The organism is Candidatus Methylomirabilis sp. (assembly GCF_028716865.1).
Lineage (GTDB): Bacteria > Methylomirabilota > Methylomirabilia > Methylomirabilales > Methylomirabilaceae > Methylomirabilis.
In genome coordinates this window covers 113,557-132,711 of record NZ_JAQUOY010000002.1, presented here as the reverse complement: position 1 = coordinate 132,711, position 19,155 = coordinate 113,557, and the positions used below count along the sequence as shown (strand labels likewise).

Below are 19,155 nucleotides of genomic sequence, written 5' to 3'. Positions count from 1 at the left end.
GAGGAGTGTCAAGCCATAGTGCTCGATACTCAAAACCGTGTCACGGAATAATCGTGAACGCCCTGCTACGCGAAAGCCGGTAGATGCGGAAGTTCCGATCCAGGGTAAAGATTGTGGTGAGTCCCCGTTCTTCAGCCAGCGCCACGAGCGAGGCATCAGCCAGATCCATCGGGACGCTCTGATACTTACTCATCAGTGTGGCGATCCGTTCCAACTGCTGAGGCATCTCGACGATGAGATCTCCCCGGCGCAGCAGGCGCCACAAAGGCTCCTGTGCTATCCATCCCCCGGCCTGCCCCAGTAGGTAGATTGCCTCCGTAAACGCCGGCCAAGTTGTGAGCAAGGGACCATGCAACCGAACGGAGGCCTCCTGACATTTCAGGTGATCAGGCTCTCCGCGATCGAGCAGCGCGATCAGGGGACCTGCGTCGGTTAAGATCACGACCGCCTCTGTAGCGCCTTCCGAAATGCCTCACCGGTTCGGCGGGCTCGTCCCCCTGTTGACCTCACGACGCCGATGACATCGGCCAGCCTCAGGTCCAACGAAGCATTCGTCAACTCGTTGCAATATCGGGCCGCCGCACGTCTGAGTAGCTCCGAGAGTGGTACCCCCTCGGTCTTGGCCATCTTCCGCAGCCGCGCTGCAACCCCTGGATCCAATCGCACACTCGTCGGCATCGTCACACCTCCGCGTATTCTACTTTATTGCATATTGTCATACACACAATGATCCGTCAAGAAAGATATCGGTTCCGGAGCATCCGAATCAGACGACTAAAGAGCCAGGCCTTCAAATTGGTTCCAGGCTGAAACTGGTGAGCGGATCGCAGGGCGCGAAGGCAGGTCTCTTGTACCAGGTCCTCAATCTCGTCCCGGCGATGCGTCAGCCACCAGACGAAGCTATAAAGCGCATCGAGGTGCTGAAGCAGGGACTCGGTAAACTGATCCTTTTCGTCCTCGGACAGCGATACTCGATCCATTGCGAACACCGTCTGAGCCGCTCATATTTCGGCGCAGCCTTTTTCTTCACACTACGCCGTTTTGCTGCGTTCGGCAAGCCCGGGTCCTGAAGGTTACTTCGAGAAGGACTTGATGTCGCGGAGGAAGATGCGAGTAGTGACGGGACCTACTCCTTTAAATTCCTGAAGACGCTTGGTCAGGTCCTTCCTATCGCTTGATTGCCTGAACAGGTTGGCAAGAGAGCCATAGCGGGTTATGAGGGATCGGGAGATGTCAAGGAGTTTCGTGGCGGTCGAGAAATCGAAGCGAACATAGTGGCCGCGGTCTAAGACGCTCACGAGCCGATCCCACCCTGCTTCGATAAGCGCCTCTGGGGTAACCAACCCCTCTCTGACGAATTCCAGATAGGCTCGCTTAGTCACTTCCTGTTGAATCGGTTTACCAAACAACAGGCAGGCCAGGAACCATTTAAAGCGCTCACCTTCTGCCCCCGATTCGAGTTCGATCCCGAGGTCCCGAGCTCGAATCATAGGCCGGGACGATGCCCTGGGTCCAGCCTGCTTTGGAGCGGGTCGCCCTCGCGTCTGTGTAGGGGAGCGCGCCATAGCTTGCCCCTCATGCCATCTGGGGCACCGACAGCCTCAATGGGTATCCATAAAAAATGACTCTTACTTCCGAGAAATTTTTCGAAAGACAACAAACACTACGCCATAGCCGATCACTAAGACACCGACCACAACCGCCCAAATAATAACGTCTGAGTCAAGGTTCCACATCAATGCGCCTCTCGCAGTGTGAGATTACAGGCTAAGATTCTGTGACACCCGCTTACCGTCCTTTAAAACCGTGATAACTACTTGATTCTATAGATATGGCCGAAGTCGGTCTGTAAGCCGGATCCTGTACGGCCGGACCTTGCGGCCCGACCGGATGACCATTCCTCTAGGCCCGACGTTGCCGCCGGGCTCAAGCGGCCTACCCGTCCCGCCTGCCCCAAAAGGAGCACGAGAGCGGGCCACCCTCTGCATGATGGGGCGGGACCTATTTGGCCTTGCTCCGGGTGGGGTTTGCCAAGCCGACATGTCACCATGTCGCTGGTGCGCTCTTACCGCACCATTTCACCCTTGCCCACGGGACCGTTCGGCGACGCTTGCGACGAAGCCTGACGGTCGATAATGCAGCGTGGGCGGTATCTTTTCTGTGGCACTGTCCGTGAGGTCACCCTCCCTGGGCGTTACCCAGCACCCTACCCTGTGGAGTCCGGACTTTCCTCCCGTCCGCCAAAAGCGAACCGGCGGCCATCCGACCGACTTCGGCTACCACCAACGTAACGCACACGGGCACGATTTGCAACAGCGATCCTCGCCCACATACTGCGTCTTGCAGTTCTTGAAATATTCCGTTCGCCCTGAGCTTGTCGAAGGGCTTCTAACTTCAACAACTTCTGTTCATGCTTCGACAGGCTCAGCACGAACGGGTACAAAGCTATTTGTGACGCACTACACTAGGCTGATAGCCGACAACATACGGGTGACGTCGCTATCAAGCATACTGGGTGGCTTTCCACGACTGAAAATACGTCTCCACATCATCGACAAAGCCGCGATGTTTCGGCTGCCATTCCAACAGGCGACTCGCCTTTCTGGAATCCACAAGCTGATCCAGAGTCAGACACTCGGCAAACCCGTCCAGAGTGTAAGACGCTTCACCCGCCGGGACAAATCCAATCTGCCCGGTATAGCCGGTGGCCCGCGCCACAGCGAGGACCATTTCAAGCACGGTAGAACTGGAGCGATCAGTGAGGTTAAATACCTCGCCGGCAAGTCCGCTCTCCGCTACGCGCAGATAGCCATCCGCCAGATCGTCGACATGAACCATGGCCCAGCGATTATTGCCATCGCCAATCATCTGGAGCGGTTTGCCTTTGTCGGGGCCGTCGAACCACATGCCTGTCAGCCCGCCTTGTCGGCCGTACACGCAGCCCGGCCGCACGACCACTCCCCGGACCCCGGACGCGTTCAGCACCATCTGTTCGATGTCAGGACGGCTGGCGACCAGTGCCGCAGGTCGCAAGGGCGCATCCTCGTCTACCGGCTTGCCGAGGGTGTCGCCATACACCCATGTCCCGCTCGTGTACACAACCGTTTTCGGCTGTGCACCGAGTTTGCCGGCCGCCAGCAATACCTCCATGGTGTGCCTGTCCAGCGAAAAGGTATCGGCCTGGTAATCCACGGCCGCGTGGATCAGCACAGAACATTGCTCCGCAATCGGCTGATAACTTTCCGGATGTTGCATGCTCCCGATGACCGGGCGGATCTCGCTCATGGCAATGGTATGAGCCTTTTTCTCGCTGCGGACCAGCCCCCACACCTCATGCCCGGCTCGGCGAAAACCTGAAGCCACATTGAAGCCAATGTAGCCGCTTGCACCAGTCACAAATACTTTCATCGTCCCTCCCTCGACCGATCGTATGTTTGAGATTTCTGCATCTATTCGACTTTCACCTTCTGGGCCTTCCGACGTGAGCCCGACTTCGACTCTGAGGCCACCGCCCCAAACCCTCTGTCAAATAACACTTGGACGGCAAGGAGCAATTCATGCCCTGCCTGATTGAGGTGCAAGCTCACCTCGGGGGGTAGGCACTCCTTGACTCCCCGCTGAAATCTCTCCTGCGCCTCGTAGAGGGCGCACAACGGACAGCGATGCGGGCATATCTGCTTCTCCTGCTTAGCCATCCTTCTCCTCCTTGGGGCTTCCGTCCTGACCGAATCGCACCACGAGATAGCCTTCCTCAAGTCTCGCCCTTCTCACTGCGAGGTCGGCCAGCGCCCTGGGAAGCACGAGGTCTCTCCGGAAGTTTCCAATCGACACCACCAACTCATCGCCTCGCTTCAAGAGCGATAACTCCTCCTTCTGAAGGAACGGGAGCTTTAACCGGAGATAGTAGTTGCCCCCTTTCTTACGGACCGTCTGGATCGGCCCCGGCATCCAGACGGTCAGAGGATCCTGATCGGTAAAGAGGCTCCGGCCCATGCGCTCAAGCATCGTCAGACCGACGACCTCACGGTCGAAGAGCGGGATCTCCCAGATCGGGATCGGCGAAAAGCCCTGCTGGATCATCTCCCGGTACCGGCTCTGGATATGACTCCATTCGGCAAAATACCCGTGCTGGAGTTGACGGGGAAAGACGCGGTTACAGATGACGGCATCGGTGACGTAGCCGTACAGGTTCAGATAGGTAAGGGCCCGCTGCGCCTCTTTGATGACCATCTTCTCCGGGTTCAGGACCAGCCTGATGCTGGAGCGCTTCGGGTCGCACAGCACCTCTTTCATCCCGTCAATGCGAGTAAAGAGGGTCTCGATGGCCGCATACACATTATCCTTGGGAAGCGGAACAGGCACGAACGGCTGAACAATGGGGCCCATGGCGGTCACGATTCGACGCTCCCACGGAAAGAGCTTCTCCATGTACCAGCGGGCCACATCGGGGAAGCTCAGCAGGCGCATCGTCTCTCCGGTCGGCGCGCAATCGACAATGAGACAATCGAAGCGCCCCGCCTCGCCCTGCAGTCGGATTTGCAAAAGGCTGCACAACTCCTCTAGTCCGGGAAAGACCGCCATCTCCTCAGCGATCACTTCGTCTACACCGCGCGTGGCAAACAGAACGGTGAGATAGTCCTTGACCTCACCCCAGTGTGTCCGGATCTCCTCCAGAACATTGATCTCCTGTCCCCAGAGATGGTCCGTAATCCGCGTCGGCTCAGACCCGAGCGGCTGATCGAAGGCATCAGCCAGGCTGTGGGCCGGGTCAGTGCTGATGACCAGGGTCCGGTAGCCTCGCTCGGCCGCCATCAACGCCGTGGCGGCTGAGACGGTCGTCTTGCCTACCCCTCCCTTGCCGGTATACAGAATGATGCGCATTATCGGCCCTCGCGTCAGCTCCCGGATTCACCGCGATTATAACGAGAGAAGGTCGCCTCGTAAATCCCCCGTACCCGCTCCGTATGGCGCTGGTAGTCAGCCAGCAACCGTTCCCCTGGACGTACGCCGTCACCCGCTTCATACTCAAGCCGTCGTGCCAGGCGATCGAGCCGGTTTGGGTCCTTCGGTAGCGCGGACGTCTCAAGATCGGCCACGACCCGGAGACGATTCTGGACCGTGCGCAGGAACCTATAGGAGTCGCACAGGTAAGCGACATCCAGGTCGGCGAGCAGGCCCACGCCCCGCGCGGCCTCCAAGGCCTTCAGCGTATTACCGACCCGCAGGGCAGAACGCGTAGATCCATACGCAAGCTGGAGGAACTGAATGATGAACTCGATGTCAACGATCCCACCGCTCCCCAACTTCACATGATGCTCGCCGGTTTTCTCCTTGGTCAACTCTACTTCCATCCGGTGACGCATCGCTGTAATGTTCGCTGCCAGACTCTCCGCTGAGGTTGGTCGATAGATACGCTCGGATAATGACGCCATCAACGCCTCCGCGATGTTGAGGTCGCCGGCAATCGGACGCACTCGCAGGTAGGCTTGACGCTCCCACAGCTCCGCTGTGCGAGCAAAGTGGGTCTCAAAAGCCGCGAAGGACTGCGCAACCCTGCCTGCCGATCCACCTGGGCGTAGCCGGATGTCGACCCGGTAGGCCGTTCCCTCTTTGGTGATCGTCGTGAGGTTCCTGCAGATCTTATCGGCCAGGCGCTCGAAATACTCGGCATGGCTCATGCCCTGGGACCCGCCCGTCGTCGCTCCTTCTTGCGCATAGGCGAAGGCGAGATCAAGGTCGGATCCATACCCTATCTCCTCAGCACCACATTTGCCAAGGCCCAAGACGACGAACCCCCCTGAGGACGGTAGGCCATACTGCGGCCTCAGTTCCTCACAAGCCAGCCTGTATGCCGTCTGAACACAGGCCTCCGAGAGACGCGTTAACGCCCTGCTCACTTCGTCCAGGTCAGCCTTTCTGAGTAGGTCCAGGATACCGATTCGCAACTCCTCCGCCTGTTTGAATCGCCGCAACGCATCCAACCTGGGGCTTCCAGGCGGGGCATCGGCCACCACGTCTAAGCATTCCTCAACGAGCCGGTCGGGTCGCCCACGTTCAGGCTGATCGGGGACGAGCAGCAGGTCCAAGAGCGCGGGATGTCGGATCAGGATCTGCGAGAGAAACTCGCTTGCGCCAAAGAGTCGCATCAGGTGGACCAGGGCGAGCGGCGCCTGTTTGAAGATGTCGTACAAGCCGGCGCTGGAACCAACCCCCTCGATAAACCGCTCAAGGTGCAGGAGAGCCAGGTCCGGGTCCGGCGCCTGCGTCAAACCCTCCATGAGGGTAGGCGCCAGGGTGGCGAGGATCCGCTGAGTGCCGGTCGTATTACGTCTGAAAGGAGGGCCGTCGCGTAACACGAACAGCGAGCGGACGGCGCGATCAAGATCCACGATTCCCGCCGCTGTCAACGACTCGCGCACTACGCTTTCGTCTGCCCGCCCATCCAGAAAGTCGGCGAGCGGATGAAGTGGAATCTCCTCCTCCCCCATGGGCGGCTCCCTCAGCAGATGGTCATACATCTGTCGAACCGCCTGGATGTGCCGCTGATAATCCTCCCGTAAGGCCAGCGCCGGGTCAGGTGACCGGTTTGGGGAGTAGCCGAGGCGCCGAGCCAACTGGACGAGGTCCCCATGGTCCGTCGGCAACGTATGGGTCTGCAAGTGATGGAGGATCTGGAGGCGATGCTCGACCGTGCGGAGAAAGGTGTAGGCCTTGGCCAATGTCGCGTGCTCATCGACGGTAACATGCCCACGGTCAGCTAATCGCTGCAACGCACGGAGCGTATTCGGCTCGCGGATCCACGGGTCGCTTGCCCCGTACAGAAGCTGAAAGGTCTGCACGATAAACTCGATCTCGCGGATCCCCCCGTAGCCCAGTTTGACGTGGCGGAAAGTCTCCTGGTCCCGTCCAACCTTCGCATTGATCCGATCCTTCATGGCCCGGATCTCCCCGATAGCACCGTAGTCAAGTGATCTGCGATAGGCAAACGGTTCCACCAACTTAAGGAATGCTTCCCCCAGCGCCGGATCACCGGCCACCGGCCTCGCTTTGATCAGCGCCATGCGCTCCCACGTCTGTCCCCATGATTCATAATAGAGCTCATATCCCCTGAGCGAATAGACCAGCGCACCCGCCCGTCCCTCTGGCCGAAGCCGCATATCAACTCGGAAGACGCGCCCCTCCGATGTCAGCTCACCGATCGCTTTGATCACGCCCTCCCCCAGGCGCGTGAAAAACTCATGATTGCTCACTCTGCCGATGAGGGCGCCAGACGGGCTGGTGAGCCCTGCCGTCTCACCTTCTCCTTCGTAGATGAACAGCAGATCGATATCCGAGCTGAAATTCAACTCCTCGCCGCCGAGCTTCCCCATCCCGATCACCACAAATCCGCACACCTTGTCGCCTGAGGGTCCCACGCATCGTGGCTCGCCGTACCGACGCACGAGCTCAGCGCGGCAGATCTCATAGGCCCGATGCAGCACCACATCAGCCATCAGGGACAGTTGCTGCGTCACACCGGTCAGATCCAGGTTGTCAAGAAGATCCTGAATCCCGATTCGCAAGATTTCCCGCATCTTGAATCGACGCAGCGCTGTCCATGCTCGCTCCTGGCTCTTCGCTCTCGAGAGGAACTCGTTGAGATCTTCGACCAGCTCCTCCTTAGACCTGGTCCGCCGGAGCAGGCCGGGCTGCAACAGCCAATGAAAATCCTGCGGGAAACGGATCAGGATATCGGACAGATGCTGCGAACTTCCGAAGAGCGTCAGCAGAAGATCAAGCGACTTAGGACTGTCTCGGAGGTGAGAAAACAAGAATCCCCGATCAATGACCACCTCGGCGTAGCGCTCCAGGTTATTGAGTGCCATATCCGGGTCGGCTAGATTTCTCAGGCGATCCAGGAGCAGTGGTAGAATCGATTGGACCGAGGTCAGGTGTGAGGATCCGGCCAGGTGTTGCAGATTCTGCCGGGCTTGTTCCGGGTATCGACAGCCGGCAGCCGCCAGCGCCTCAACCCCAGGTGGGAATGGTTCCTTCATCGGCATATGCCTTGCGGCCGAAGGTGCGAGATGACAACTCCTCGTCCACGCCTAACACGGAGAGGATACTTATCTCGAATCAGGGGTATCACACGATTTTGGTAGCACACTCCCTGGAGTAAGTAAAGTTCTAATGGCTCGACAGGCTCGATCGCTCGAAAAAGGAGCGAGCGGGGATGCAACTACTCTCCCCGCTCGTCTGCTACTTGTAAATTTACTCTAAGCGCTCAGGCTATCTCACCACGTACCCGCGTCCGGTCATGCAGGCGGCGTAGGCTCTGTCGTAGCCATCTTTGTTTTGTGCGTAGGCACCGCTCCCACCGAGGATGATACCGCCGATTCCGCCGGTCGCCGCGCCGATGGCCGCACCCCTGCCTGCGCCACCGCCGGTCGCCGCGCCGATGGCCGCGCCTGCCGCGGCGCCCCCTAGTGCGCCGAGCACTCCTCCAACCCCTGCGCCCCTGGCCGTCTCCGCAGCCGGATCGAACCCACTCTGCTGTTTCGCCCACATTTGACACTCGTACTGATCGCGACTCAACTGCTCTGCAGTCTGTCCGCGCTGCGGATAGGCGTAGTAGCCGGGCCGCGACTCCGTCGTCGCGCAGCCCGTAACCGCGATTGCAAAGGTAAGCATGACAAGCCAAGCACCCGCACGCTTCATCTCTTCTATCCTCCTCTCCCAATTTAGGACTGAAGTGAGATTTACTGCCAATATCGGAATACTAGCACGGCGGCTCTAGACCTCGCAAGTTGCGGAGAAGCCCATGGATGGGACAGACAGAAATTTTCCTTAGGCCAGAGAAAAAACAGAACGGCTCCGGATATTCATCCGGAGCCGTTTGCAGTATAAGAAATCGAGAATGCTTAGATATCGAAGTAAAGGGCGAACTCCCAGGGGTGAGGGCGGAGGCGGATCGGATCGACCTCGTTCTTCCGCTTATAGTCGATCCAGGTGTCGATGAGATCCGGGGTAAAGACATCGCCCTTCAGCAAGAACTCGTGATCGGCCTCCAGGGCGTCCAGAACCTCCCCCAGGCTACCAGGCAACTGCTTGATGTCCTTCGCCTCCTCCGGCTCGAGCTCGTACAGGTCTTTGTCGATCGGCTGTCCGGGGTCGATCTTTTTCTGGATGCCGTCAATGCCGGCCATGAGCATGGCGCTGAAGGCCAGGTAGGCGTTGCAACTGGGGTCGGGTGTTCGGAACTCGATCCGCTTTGCCCGCTCGCTCTTTGAATAGAGGGGGATCCTGGCGGCAGCCGATCGGTTCCGTTGGCTGTACACGAGGTTGATCGGCGCCTCGTAACCGGGCACGAGTCGCCGGTACGAATTCGTCGTCGGAGCGATGAAGGCGCAGAGCGCTGGCGCATGCTTGAGCAATCCGCCGATGTAGTAGCGGGCCGTCGCGGACAGATCCCCATAGCCTCCAAGCTCCCAGAAGGTATTCTTGCCGCCCCTCCAGAGACTCTGGTGGACGTGCATCCCTGATCCGTTGTCCTGGAAGATCGGCTTGGGCATGAAGGTTGCCGTCTTGCCGTGCTTACGGGCAGTATTTTTCACGCAGTACTTATACCACTGGACCTTATCGGCCATCCTGGTCAGCGTGTCGAACCGCATGTCGATCTCACACTGACCGGCCGTCGCCACCTCATGGTGATGGACCTCGATCTGGACGCCGACAGACTCCAACGCCAACACCATCTCCGACCGAAGGTCTTGCAGCTTGTCCATCGGCGGCACGGGGAAATAGCCCTGTTTGTAACGGGGCTTGTAGCCCAGGTTCGGCTTCTCTTCCTTTCCGGCGTTCCAAAACCCCTCCTCCGAGTCGATAAAATAATAGCCGTGCTGGTAGCTCTGATCGAACCGAACGTCATCAAAGACAAAGAACTCCGCCTCAGGACCGAAATAGGACGTATCCGCAATCGCTGTTGACGTCAGGTACGCCTCGGCCTTTTGCGCAATATAGCGCGGGTCTCGACTGTAGAGCTGCCTTGTGACCGGATCGATGATATTGCAGATCAGGACCAGGGTGGGAACGGCCATAAAGGGATCGATGATCGCCGTCGCCGGATCGGGCATCAGGAGCATGTCCGATTCATGGATCGCCTGAAAGCCTCGAATGGATGATCCGTCGAACCCAACCCCGTCCGTGAACAGATCTTCCGTCAACTCTCGGCTGGACATGGAGAAATGCTGCCACAGACCAGGCAGATCGATGAATCTGAGGTCGATGATCTTCACGCCTCGCTCGTTCGCCAGCTTGATAACGTCCTTCGGTGTCATAGGACCGCCTTTCCTCCTTCTCGGGTCGAACAATTCGCCGTTGAACAGTTCATGGAGCGCTTAGTCCTGCTTCGCTGCGCACCCTTAAATCGCTGCCTCGCCCCTCTCGCCGGTCCGGATTCGGACGACCTCGTCGATCGATACGATGAAGATCTTGCCATCTCCGATTCGACCCGTCTTCGCCGAGGACAGGATCGTCTCCACAACCTTATCGCACTTGTCGTCCGGAACCACGACCTCGATCTTCACCTTGGGCAAAAAATCGATCGTGTATTCACTACCCCTGTACAGCTCAGTATGCCCTTTCTGCCGGCCGAAACCCTTGACCTCGCTCACGGTGAGGCCCTGGATCCCAACCTCGGCCAGAGCGCTCTTCACCTCGTCCAGTTTGAAGGGCTTAATGATCGCCTCGATCTTCTTCATCCGCCATCCTCCGTCTCTGAAGGCGTTTGCCTCCCAGCCGGGGGTCTCACACCCCCGCTCCCGACACCACTGTCAGCCTTTACACCTGTCGCTTGAAAGAGCAAGTCGTATGCCAAAACTGCCGACAACTTAAGCGCTGCGCTATCGCTCTGTCGGCCCACCAAACCCGCAATCTTGAGACCTCTCCAGTCAATTCCTCGCTCCATATGCCTCCGGCTCTGCCAATATCTTGGGCACTCCTCTGCCCACCATGACTACTTTTTATGCAGCTAGAGCCGAGCCTCACGAAGATACTTGGCCGCGTCCTCAGGCAGGACAGGATTGATGTAAAACCCGGTCCCCCACTCGAAACCTGCAACCTTGACGAGGGTCGGCATAATCTCAATATGCCAGTGATAATGGTCCACCTCGGTCTCCTGGAGCGGCGAACTATGAATCAGATAATTATAGGGAGGGTTAAGGAGAACCCGATCCATTTTGCCAAGGACTTCCTTCAATATCCTGGAGCAACTCACCATATCCTGCTTCTGCGTATCCTGGAAGAACGGCTCATGGCTCTTAGGCAGGATCCAGGTTTCGAAAGGAAAGCGCGAGGCAAAGGGCGCGATCGCGACAAACTCATCATTCTGCGCGATGACCCTAAGCTCTTGCTGCAGTTCCTGGCGGATAATGTCGCAGAAGATGCACCGATCCTTATAATCGAAGTAGGCCTTGGCGCCATCAACCTCTTCTCGAGCCCGCTTCGGAACGATAGGGGTAGCAATGAGCTGAGAATGAGGATGCTCCAAGGAGGCGCCGGCCTGCTCACCGCGGTTCTTGAAGATCAAGATGTAGCGAAATCGGTCGTCTTTCTTGAGATCGAGTATTCGGTCTCGGTAGGCCCACAGGACATCCTCTACCCGTTCATCCGGCATGGCGGAGAGCACGTCATTGTGATTGGGGGATTCGATGATCACCTCGTGAGCACCCAATCCGTGCATCTTGTCGTAGATCCCTTCGCCTGCCCGATCCAGGTCTCCTTCGATCTGAAGTGCGGGGAACTTATTGGGCACAACACGAAGGCTCCACTCCTTGCGATCAGGCCGGTTACCGTCCTTCCGATAGGCGATGATCTCAGGAGGCGTTTTGTCCTCATTCCCAGGGCAGAATGGGCAAAACCCCAATTGTCTTGGCGGCGGAGCGGCGGAAAAGTCCGAGGGACGCTTCCCTCGCTCTGTCGAAATAATGACCCATCGCGATGTGATCGGATCCTTGCGGAGCTGCGGCATCCGGTTGATTTCCTCCTTTATCCCGAGATACCCTCGCTTGAAAAGCGTCTAACAGTAAATCACGCGCATGGGAATGTCAATGGGTAGGCGCTGAAAGCAGCAAGCGTCACCATTTCTCTGAAACATCTGACGCTCACCAGCGGGTGACCGCGACACGTGCTCGCAATGCGTTGCTCGTATGATTCTGTTCATCCACTACAACGACTTCTAAGAACCTGATCCCCTCGCTCTCCCACTTGAGGCTTGTTTCGACATGCCCGATGGCCAGGCCATACTTCTCAGTTTTCAGGTTCAGGACCTTCGGTGTAAAGGCTGGTCTGTAGATCCATTCCCGAACCTCAGAGGGAAAGATGCGAGCTTCCACAACGTCAGCGTCGGTGTCCTCAAAGTCAAAGGTGATTCTCACCTCTTCTCCGACTCTCACCTTCCCAGGCTCGACCTGGAGATTGGAGATGAACGGTACGCCCGGTCCTACCAAGGTCGGCTTGTTTCGCCAACTTGCACAGGCTGAAAACCCCAAGGCCAGGACCCCCACCAGCAGCACCCGCTTGACCACACTCCACCCCAACGGTCCGTTATTGCTCTTCAGCATCCTCAGATTTCCTCTCCATCCCCTCAAGACTCACCCGGTACGTCCCCTTCTCTCCTTCCACATCGACTCGATACGATCTGGCCCCAAGGCTTAGCCTGTAGCTATCCCGCTTCCCCGGTAGACTCTGCCATGCCTGTCGCAATGCGTCAAATCTTCCCTTGTAAGCCCGTATGGCAGCACACGCCTCGGGCATGGAGATCCGGCAGAACCGAATCACCTGCCCCGGCGTGGCCTGGCACAATCGAAAGATGTCTTCTTGTACGACAACCGCAATCTTCGCGTAGCCACCCGTCGTCTGGCGATCGGCCAATAAGATCATTGGCTGGCCGTCAGGCGGCACCTGCACTGCCCCCAGCGGGGTCGAGTCAGAGATGATATCTGCGCCCGACTGGTGGGCGATCGGCGGTCCGTGGAGCCTGGCACCCATCCGATCCATCTGTGGTGTGAGGCGGTATGATCCGCTCAAAAATGTACGAATCCCTTCAGGGGTAAATCGCTCCTCTTGCGGCCCAAGGATCACACGCACCGTGAGGACCTCACTGATCGGCTCCACCCAGCCTTCCGGCAGTCGGCGACCGCTGAGAGCCATAGGCCGTCGCCCGACCGGACCGATCGGCAGGCGATCACCTGAGCACAAGGCCCGACCATGAACGCCGCCGAATGCGGCAGGGAGGCAGGTGGAGCGACTCCCGAGCATAACCGGAACATCAATCCCTCCGGCAATAGCCAGATAGCCGCGCAACCCTCGCCGGGCGCGCTGGAGCTCAAGGATCTGGCCGCTTCGAATGCCGATGGCCGTCCCGCACTCAACCGGCTTTCCGTCCACAAGCGGCTGCATGTCCGCCCCAACGATCGCCACAACCAGATCGAGGAGTGCGCGAAGTGTCGGCCCTTCTGCCGTCGCCTCCAAGCCCGCAAGTCCTTCCTCGTTATCAAGCAGTAAGTTGGCGGCTCGCAGCGCGGTTTGATCCATTGCGCCGGACGTCGGCACGCCATATTTCTGATACCCGATTCGACCAAGGTCCTGAACCGTGGTCAACAGCCCCGGTTGGATCACCTCAAAGGCGTCCACGCTGTTCGCTTTCGTACTCGTGCGGTTCTATTCGCACGAATCGGACCTTGTCGCCCGGAAGCATTGGAGTCGGTACCTCGGCGGACGGATCGAAGAGACGAAGGAACGTACGACCGATGATTCGCCACCCCCCAGGGCTCTCAATGGAATAGATGCCCGTCTGCCTCCCACCGATCCCTACGGAGCCGGCCGGCACCTTGAGGCGGGGCGTAGACAGCCGGGGGATCGCAAGTCGTTCCGCGAGGTCACCAAGGTAGGGGAATCCCGCCATGAAACCCAGCATATAGACATGGTAGAGCGGCTCGGTATGCAGACGGATCACCTCATCCGGTGAAAGGCCGCTGTGGCGAGCGACGAACTCGAGGTCGGGACCGTATGCCCCGCCATAGACGGTGGGGATCTCTATCACTCTGGGCGTCTGGTCGTCTTGGTCCCCTAATGAGTCGTACAGCATACCGATCTGCTGCCCCAACGCGTCACGGTCGATCGTCATCGGGTCGTAGTAGATCGCAAGCGATCGATAGGTGGGCACGGCTTCCAGCACCCCGTTTCCCCTTGCCTGTTCCAAAGCCAGGCCCAGGGCCCGGACGTGCCGGTTCACGGCAAGATCAATCGCCTCGCCCAGCTCGACCACGAGGCAGCACTCTCCACCGTCAAGCAACCTGACCGACAAGGAGTTCCTCCAACGGCATGGTCGTGATCCCCGCCAGCGCCAGTCGCTCTTGAAGCCGCTTCGCAATGGCCGGCGCACCGGGGGTATCGCCATGCAGGCAGACGGTATCTACCGCGATGGGGATCATCCGACCGGTGATGGCCCGCACCTTTCCTTCGACCATCAACAGCACCTGAGCAGCCACCGCATCGGCATCGGTGAGAATCGCGCCAGGCGCCGATCGGAAAACCAGGCTTCCGTCTTCGTTGTAGGCGCGATCGCCGAACCCTTCCGCCGCCACCCTCAGCCCAGCCGCCCGGCCGGCCGACAACAACGCAGACCCCGGCGGCCCAACCAGAATCAGGGTGGGGTCAACTTCGACAATCGCCCCTGCAACGGATTCGGATAGCAATCGATCGTTGGCGGCTACGTGATACAGGGCCCCGTGAGGCTTGACGTGCTGAAGCCGCATCCCCTCAGCCTTGGCGAAGGCGTACAGCGCGCCGATCTGGTACAGGAGATAGTCCCTCGCCTCCGCGGGCGAAAGCTGCATCGGCCGACGACCGAAGCCCAGCAGATCCGGGTAGCCCGGGTGCGCTCCGACCCTGACCCCATGCGTCCTCGCGAGCCTGACGGTGCGTCGCATCACCTGTGGATCGCCACCATGCCACCCGCATGCGATGCTCGCCGAGGTGATATACGGCATCAGCGCCTCGTCGGCCCCCATCGTCCACGCGCCAAAGCTCTCGCCGACATCGCTGTTCAGATCAATCTTCTTCCCGGTCATGGTGTCGTTGGCTCATGGAGGTCAGAGGTAGCATCCTTAGAGCGCACTTGCTCTCTCGTCAGGAAAGTTGACACGATGTGGATTGTACACTATTGTGGCAATAGCTTGAAGCGGTTCGTGGAATAAGTTTTTCGGTCAGCGGCAGCGGTTGTTGACACAGCTCACACTCAAAGGAGGCGGTCATGGCTGAAACGATCAAGCGTGTGGATTACTTCTACATCGAGACCCCCAACAAGCCGGGAGAGGCGGCGCGCGCGCTCACCGCAATCAAGGAGGCAGGGCATAACCTGCTGGCCTTCTCCGGGTTTCCCAAGGGTCGGCGAGCCCAGTTGGATTTCATCCCCGCCGATTCGGCAGCCTTTGCAAAATGCGCCAAGAAAGCCGGGTGTACGCTCAGCAAGAAGAAGAGCGGCTTTCTCATCCAGGGCGAGGACCGCATTGGCGCTGTCGCCAACGTCCTGAGTAAGCTGGCAGATGCGAAGATCAACGTCACCGCCATCACTGCCGTCTCTGCCGGCAAGAATCGGTACGGCGCCATTCTCTGGGTCAAGGCACCCGACCTCAGGCGCGCCGCAAAAATACTCGGTGCCGCCTGACGCATTTCAGTATCAGTCTAGCGCAGGAGGTGGATGGGATGACGTGGGCGTCCGGCATCAGACTGTACCAGCCCAAGCCCACTCAGGCTTGGGCTGGCTGGCTCGATCTCTCAATGCCCGTACCGTTCGCCCTGAGCCAGTCGAAGGGTAAATATGAGGCTTTGAGAACCGGCTAAGGTCAGCGACTCAGTCGCTACCCCACTAGGCAACCTTCCTGCGAGGCTTCAGAGTTAAGCCGACGCGCATATCTGACTGTCGATGCTGGAACGGTCGATCCTGCCGCGCGTGAGATCGCTGATTCGTGGTTGTGTCACGCCCAGCAGCTTTGCGGTAGCAGCCTGGGTCAGTCGACGAGCCTTGATGATTTTCGTCAGCTCGATCATGAGGTCGGACCGGGCTCGAAGGTTTTCGGCCTCCTCGGGAGAGAATCCGAGATCTCGGTATACATTGCCGGACGAGCGACCGACAATCCCGGATGAGGTGGGTTCTTCATTTTCGAAGCCTTCATAGCGTTCTCCCTTTGCCGATGAGCTTCTTGAAACCGGCTTCGTCGAGGGTGGGGACGCCGAGGCGCTTGGCATCGTCGAACTTACTGCCGGGATCTTTGCCGACGACAACGTAGTCAGTCTTCTTGCTAACCGTTGAAGTCACGCGCCCGCCCTGCCGCACGATCAGCTCCTTGGCCTCGTCGCGGGTCAAGCTCTCCAGCCCGCCGGTTAGAGCTAACGTCTTGCCGACCAGGGAGCGCGGTTCCGCCATAACGCCTTCTTCCTTCATACTAACGCCCACTTCTCGCAACTGCTCGATCTGGCAGCGATTCTCCGGTTGGCGGAAATAGAGCGCCACGCTCTGCGCGATCCTGGAGCCAATCCCATAGATCTCAGCCAGTTCTTCCTCCGGCGCCTGCTCCAGCTTCTCCATTGAGCCGTAATGCTGGGCCAGGATCGTGGCGATGTGCTCGCCCACATACCGAATGCCTAGCGCGAACAGCAAGCGACTCAGCCCGCGACCCTTGCTGCCTTGGATCGCGTTGTACAGGTTCGTCGCCGACTTCTCAGCCAGACGTTCCAACTCGGCGAGGGTGATCACATCAAGTTGGTACAGATCGGCGAACCCCCTAACCAGTTTCCGATCAACAAGTTGCTCCACCACAGCCTCGCCCAGGTGCTCGATGTCCATCGCCCTTCTCACGCCAAAGTGCAGCAGCGACTCCTTCAGCCGGGCCAAGCAGGCGGAGTTGGTGCAGCGGCTGACGACCTCGCCTTCTGGTCGGAAGGCCTCGGCGCCACAGATCGGGCATCGGGTGGGAAAGCGAAATGGTGTACTGTCAGGGGGCCGCTTTTCTTGAATCACTCGCAGGATGTGCGGAATCACGTCCCCTGCCCGCTCGATCAGGACGGTGTCTCCCTCGCGGGTATCAAGACGTTCGATCTCGTCAGCGTTATGTAGCGTCGCTCGACTGATCGTAGCGCCGGCAATCTTGACGGGATCGAGCAGGGCGGTCGGCGTAAGCGCCCCCGTTCGCCCCACGTTGATATCGATCTTCCTGATAACACTGGCTGCCTGCCGCGCTGGGAACTTGTAGGCGATGGCCCACCTAGGATGGTGAGTGGTCGAGCCGAGCCTACGTTGCTGCTCGATCGCATCGACCTTTATCACCACCCCGTCGCAGTCGCACCCGATCTCGTCACGGACGGCCTCGACCTCATGGCAGGCGGCAATGGCTTCCTCGATATCGGCGCAGCGCTGCCGATATCGCTCCAGCGTGTGCTTACGATCTTTGGGATCGAGAAGGAATCCGGACTCAAGCAACTGCTCCATGGCCTGTGAGTGGCCTCTGAACAGATCCGGCTCAGCATAGCTGACGCCGTAGACGAAGATATCGAGGGGACGGCTTGCGGTAATCCGCGAGTCTTTCTGGCGGACTGAACCGGCCGCGGCGTTTCTGGGATTGGCGAACGGCTCGTCTCCTTCCGCCTCCAGCCCCCGATTCAACTTGTCAAACGCTTGACGCCACATGAAGATCTCACCGCGCACCTCCAAGGCAGTAAGCTCGGTTAACGGCTCGCGCAGGCGACGCGGAATGCCCCTGACCGTCATCAGGTTGTGCGTCACATCCTCCCCGTATCGGCCATCACCCCTGGTGGCGCCCCGTTCGAGCCGGCCGTGCTCATACACCAGGGCTACGCTCAACCCGTCGACCTTCGGTTCGGTCACGTAGGTAAACTGCTCGCCAGGCAGCGCTCGCTTCATACGGGCCTCAAACTCCCGGAGTTCATCAGCGCTGTAGGCGTTATCCAGGGACAGCATCGCTACCTTGTGCTGCACCGAGGCAAACCCTTCGACAGGCTGGCCGCCAACGCGCTGGGTCGGAGAGTCGGGCGTGATCAGTTCGGGATGCTTTGCTTCAAGCTGTTGCAGACGCTGAAAGAGCGTATCGAACTCTGCGTCGGTGATCTCTGGCCGGTCCTGTACATAATAGAGATACTCATGGCGTCGAATAAGCCGTCGGAGTTCCTCAGCCTGTTCGCGAAGCTGAGAGATATCTGGCATGATTCTCCACGTGGCAATCAGTCTAACTATTTATAAATACAGGCATTCACCGATTATATATTCCGCCTATTGGTAGCAGAAATTCTTAGGTGAGGCAAGGTAATTCGGTCCTTAAACTCTTGTCGAGGTTGGCTGTCTAATCAGGCAAACAGTCACAACAGGAGGAAACGATCATGAAACAGTATCTGTCGAAACTGGTAGTAATGGCTCTCGTTATCGTGGGATTGGTTGCCGTCACTCGGCCGGCTCATGCATGGGTGAGGGTTGGAATCAACGTCGGGGTCCCATACCCGGTTGTCGTCGCCAGAGCCCCTGTTGTAATGCCGGCTCCAGGATGGTACGCGCGACCTATGCCTGTCGCGTATCAACCTATCTGGATGCCCGGACATTTCAACCGATGGGGCGCCTGGGTTCCTGGCCATTGGCGGTAAACGCCTCCAGCTCTGCCTGACCTCCTCCCCCTCCCTCCGACCGCTGAGGGACTGACTGTTTGGTGAGTCCCTCAGCGGTTTTCTTATCTGTTCGTGTACCCTGTTCGTCACCTTGACATTTGCGGGCTTCTTCTGTAGGGTGGCTTTTATAGATGATGATCACCCACGTTGGCGAGCGCGATGATCGAAGCTATACTTCTGCAACAGCTTGAAGAGCTGGCAGAGCGGCTTGGCGTCAAGGTCCTCTACGAGGGCTTAGATCAGCAGGAATTCGTCGTGAAGAGCGGAACCTGCATGCTGCGAGGACAACTTGTGGCGATCATCGATTATCGCCTGACGCCGGGCGATCGAATACGGGTCCTGGCCGATTGCCTATCACGGTTCGACCTTTCCACAGTCTACCTGGTTCCGGCTGTCCGTGAATTGATTGAAACGCGACGGGCCGCACGGCCTGCAGCATAGGAG

21 protein-coding genes and 1 other RNA gene are annotated in these 19,155 nt (G+C 58.7%); 3 read left to right on the top strand and 19 right to left on the bottom strand.

What is annotated here, in order from left to right:
- Positions 1–40: 40 nt before the first annotated feature.
- The 17 genes from PHV01_RS01790 to PHV01_RS01710 all read right to left on the bottom strand — a co-directional run bounded on the left by PHV01_RS01790 (position 41) and on the right by PHV01_RS01710 (position 15,110).
- Complete coding sequence (locus PHV01_RS01790; RefSeq protein WP_337289432.1) at positions 41–442, bottom strand: PIN domain-containing protein; 402 nt, start codon at positions 440–442, stop codon at positions 41–43.
- The gene (locus tag PHV01_RS01785) at positions 439–678 is read right to left on the bottom strand and encodes a CopG family transcriptional regulator (RefSeq protein ID WP_337289431.1); all 240 of its coding nucleotides are present in this window, start codon (positions 676–678) and stop codon (positions 439–441) included. The genes PHV01_RS01790 and PHV01_RS01785 overlap by 4 nt, the downstream gene beginning before the upstream one ends.
- Before the next feature lie 56 nt (positions 679–734).
- Positions 735–980, bottom strand: a complete 246-nt coding sequence (locus tag PHV01_RS01780; protein WP_337289430.1) for an RNA polymerase sigma factor — start codon at positions 978–980, stop codon at positions 735–737.
- Positions 981–1,073: 93 nt separating this feature from the next.
- Complete coding sequence (locus tag PHV01_RS01775; RefSeq protein ID WP_337289429.1) at positions 1,074–1,490, bottom strand: DNA methylase; 417 nt, start codon at positions 1,488–1,490, stop codon at positions 1,074–1,076.
- 343 nt (positions 1,491–1,833) lie between these two features.
- Positions 1,834–2,274, bottom strand: an RNA gene (rnpB, locus tag PHV01_RS01770) — RNase P RNA component class A.
- 228 nt (positions 2,275–2,502) lie between these two features.
- Entirely contained in the window at positions 2,503–3,408 is a 906-nt protein-coding gene (locus tag PHV01_RS01765; protein ID WP_337289428.1) for an NAD-dependent epimerase/dehydratase family protein, read from the bottom strand.
- Positions 3,409–3,449: 41 nt separating this feature from the next.
- Positions 3,450–3,695: a hypothetical protein gene (locus tag PHV01_RS01760; RefSeq protein WP_337289427.1), complete on the bottom strand. Its 246-nt coding sequence runs from the start codon at positions 3,693–3,695 to the stop codon at positions 3,450–3,452.
- A complete protein-coding gene (locus tag PHV01_RS01755; RefSeq protein ID WP_337289426.1) occupies positions 3,688–4,881 on the bottom strand; it encodes a TRC40/GET3/ArsA family transport-energizing ATPase in 1,194 nt (397 codons plus the stop codon). The genes PHV01_RS01760 and PHV01_RS01755 overlap by 8 nt, the downstream gene beginning before the upstream one ends.
- Before the next feature lie 14 nt (positions 4,882–4,895).
- Positions 4,896–8,036 carry a bifunctional [glutamate--ammonia ligase]-adenylyl-L-tyrosine phosphorylase/[glutamate--ammonia-ligase] adenylyltransferase gene (glnE, locus tag PHV01_RS01750; RefSeq protein ID WP_337289425.1) on the bottom strand — a complete coding sequence of 1,047 codons (3,141 nt, stop codon included), beginning with the start codon at positions 8,034–8,036 and terminating at the stop codon, positions 4,896–4,898.
- A 232-nt stretch (positions 8,037–8,268) separates the two neighbouring features.
- Positions 8,269–8,697, bottom strand: a complete 429-nt coding sequence (locus PHV01_RS01745; RefSeq protein WP_337289424.1) for a hypothetical protein — start codon at positions 8,695–8,697, stop codon at positions 8,269–8,271.
- Between the two features lie 203 nt (positions 8,698–8,900).
- Positions 8,901–10,316, bottom strand: a complete 1,416-nt coding sequence (gene glnA / locus PHV01_RS01740) for a type I glutamate--ammonia ligase (RefSeq protein ID WP_337289423.1) — start codon at positions 10,314–10,316, stop codon at positions 8,901–8,903.
- An 84-nt stretch (positions 10,317–10,400) separates the two neighbouring features.
- The gene (locus PHV01_RS01735) at positions 10,401–10,739 is read right to left on the bottom strand and encodes a P-II family nitrogen regulator (protein ID WP_015743621.1); all 339 of its coding nucleotides are present in this window, start codon (positions 10,737–10,739) and stop codon (positions 10,401–10,403) included.
- A gap of 269 nt (positions 10,740–11,008) precedes the next feature.
- On the bottom strand, positions 11,009–12,007 hold the full coding sequence (gene galT / locus PHV01_RS01730) for a galactose-1-phosphate uridylyltransferase (protein ID WP_337289422.1): 999 nt from the start codon (positions 12,005–12,007) through the stop codon (positions 11,009–11,011).
- 133 nt (positions 12,008–12,140) lie between these two features.
- Complete coding sequence (locus tag PHV01_RS01725) at positions 12,141–12,599, bottom strand: hypothetical protein (RefSeq protein ID WP_337289421.1); 459 nt, start codon at positions 12,597–12,599, stop codon at positions 12,141–12,143.
- The gene (locus PHV01_RS01720; protein ID WP_337289420.1) at positions 12,583–13,671 is read right to left on the bottom strand and encodes a biotin-dependent carboxyltransferase family protein; all 1,089 of its coding nucleotides are present in this window, start codon (positions 13,669–13,671) and stop codon (positions 12,583–12,585) included. The genes PHV01_RS01725 and PHV01_RS01720 overlap by 17 nt, the downstream gene beginning before the upstream one ends.
- Positions 13,658–14,344 carry a 5-oxoprolinase subunit PxpB gene (gene pxpB, locus PHV01_RS01715; protein WP_337289419.1) on the bottom strand — a complete coding sequence of 229 codons (687 nt, stop codon included), beginning with the start codon at positions 14,342–14,344 and terminating at the stop codon, positions 13,658–13,660. The genes PHV01_RS01720 and pxpB overlap by 14 nt, the downstream gene beginning before the upstream one ends.
- Positions 14,325–15,110, bottom strand: a complete 786-nt coding sequence (locus PHV01_RS01710; RefSeq protein ID WP_337289418.1) for a 5-oxoprolinase subunit PxpA — start codon at positions 15,108–15,110, stop codon at positions 14,325–14,327. The genes pxpB and PHV01_RS01710 overlap by 20 nt, the downstream gene beginning before the upstream one ends.
- Before the next feature lie 182 nt (positions 15,111–15,292).
- On the opposite strand from PHV01_RS01710, the gene PHV01_RS01705 reads away from it, so the two are divergent.
- On the top strand, positions 15,293–15,706 hold the full coding sequence (locus PHV01_RS01705) for a hypothetical protein (protein WP_337289417.1): 414 nt from the start codon (positions 15,293–15,295) through the stop codon (positions 15,704–15,706).
- Between the two features lie 230 nt (positions 15,707–15,936).
- Here PHV01_RS01705 and PHV01_RS01700 read toward each other — a convergent pair whose 3' ends face one another.
- On the bottom strand, positions 15,937–16,287 hold the full coding sequence (locus PHV01_RS01700) for a helix-turn-helix transcriptional regulator (RefSeq protein ID WP_337289416.1): 351 nt from the start codon (positions 16,285–16,287) through the stop codon (positions 15,937–15,939).
- Entirely contained in the window at positions 16,211–18,259 is a 2,049-nt protein-coding gene (gene ligA, locus PHV01_RS01695; RefSeq protein WP_337289415.1) for an NAD-dependent DNA ligase LigA, read from the bottom strand. The genes PHV01_RS01700 and ligA overlap by 77 nt, the downstream gene beginning before the upstream one ends.
- Before the next feature lie 173 nt (positions 18,260–18,432).
- Between ligA and PHV01_RS01690 the strand changes: the two genes are divergently transcribed.
- Positions 18,433–18,690, top strand: coding sequence for a hypothetical protein (locus tag PHV01_RS01690; protein WP_337289414.1), 258 nt, complete (start codon positions 18,433–18,435; stop codon positions 18,688–18,690).
- A 180-nt stretch (positions 18,691–18,870) separates the two neighbouring features.
- Complete coding sequence (locus tag PHV01_RS01685; RefSeq protein ID WP_337289413.1) at positions 18,871–19,152, top strand: hypothetical protein; 282 nt, start codon at positions 18,871–18,873, stop codon at positions 19,150–19,152.
- Positions 19,153–19,155 lie beyond the last annotated feature (3 nt).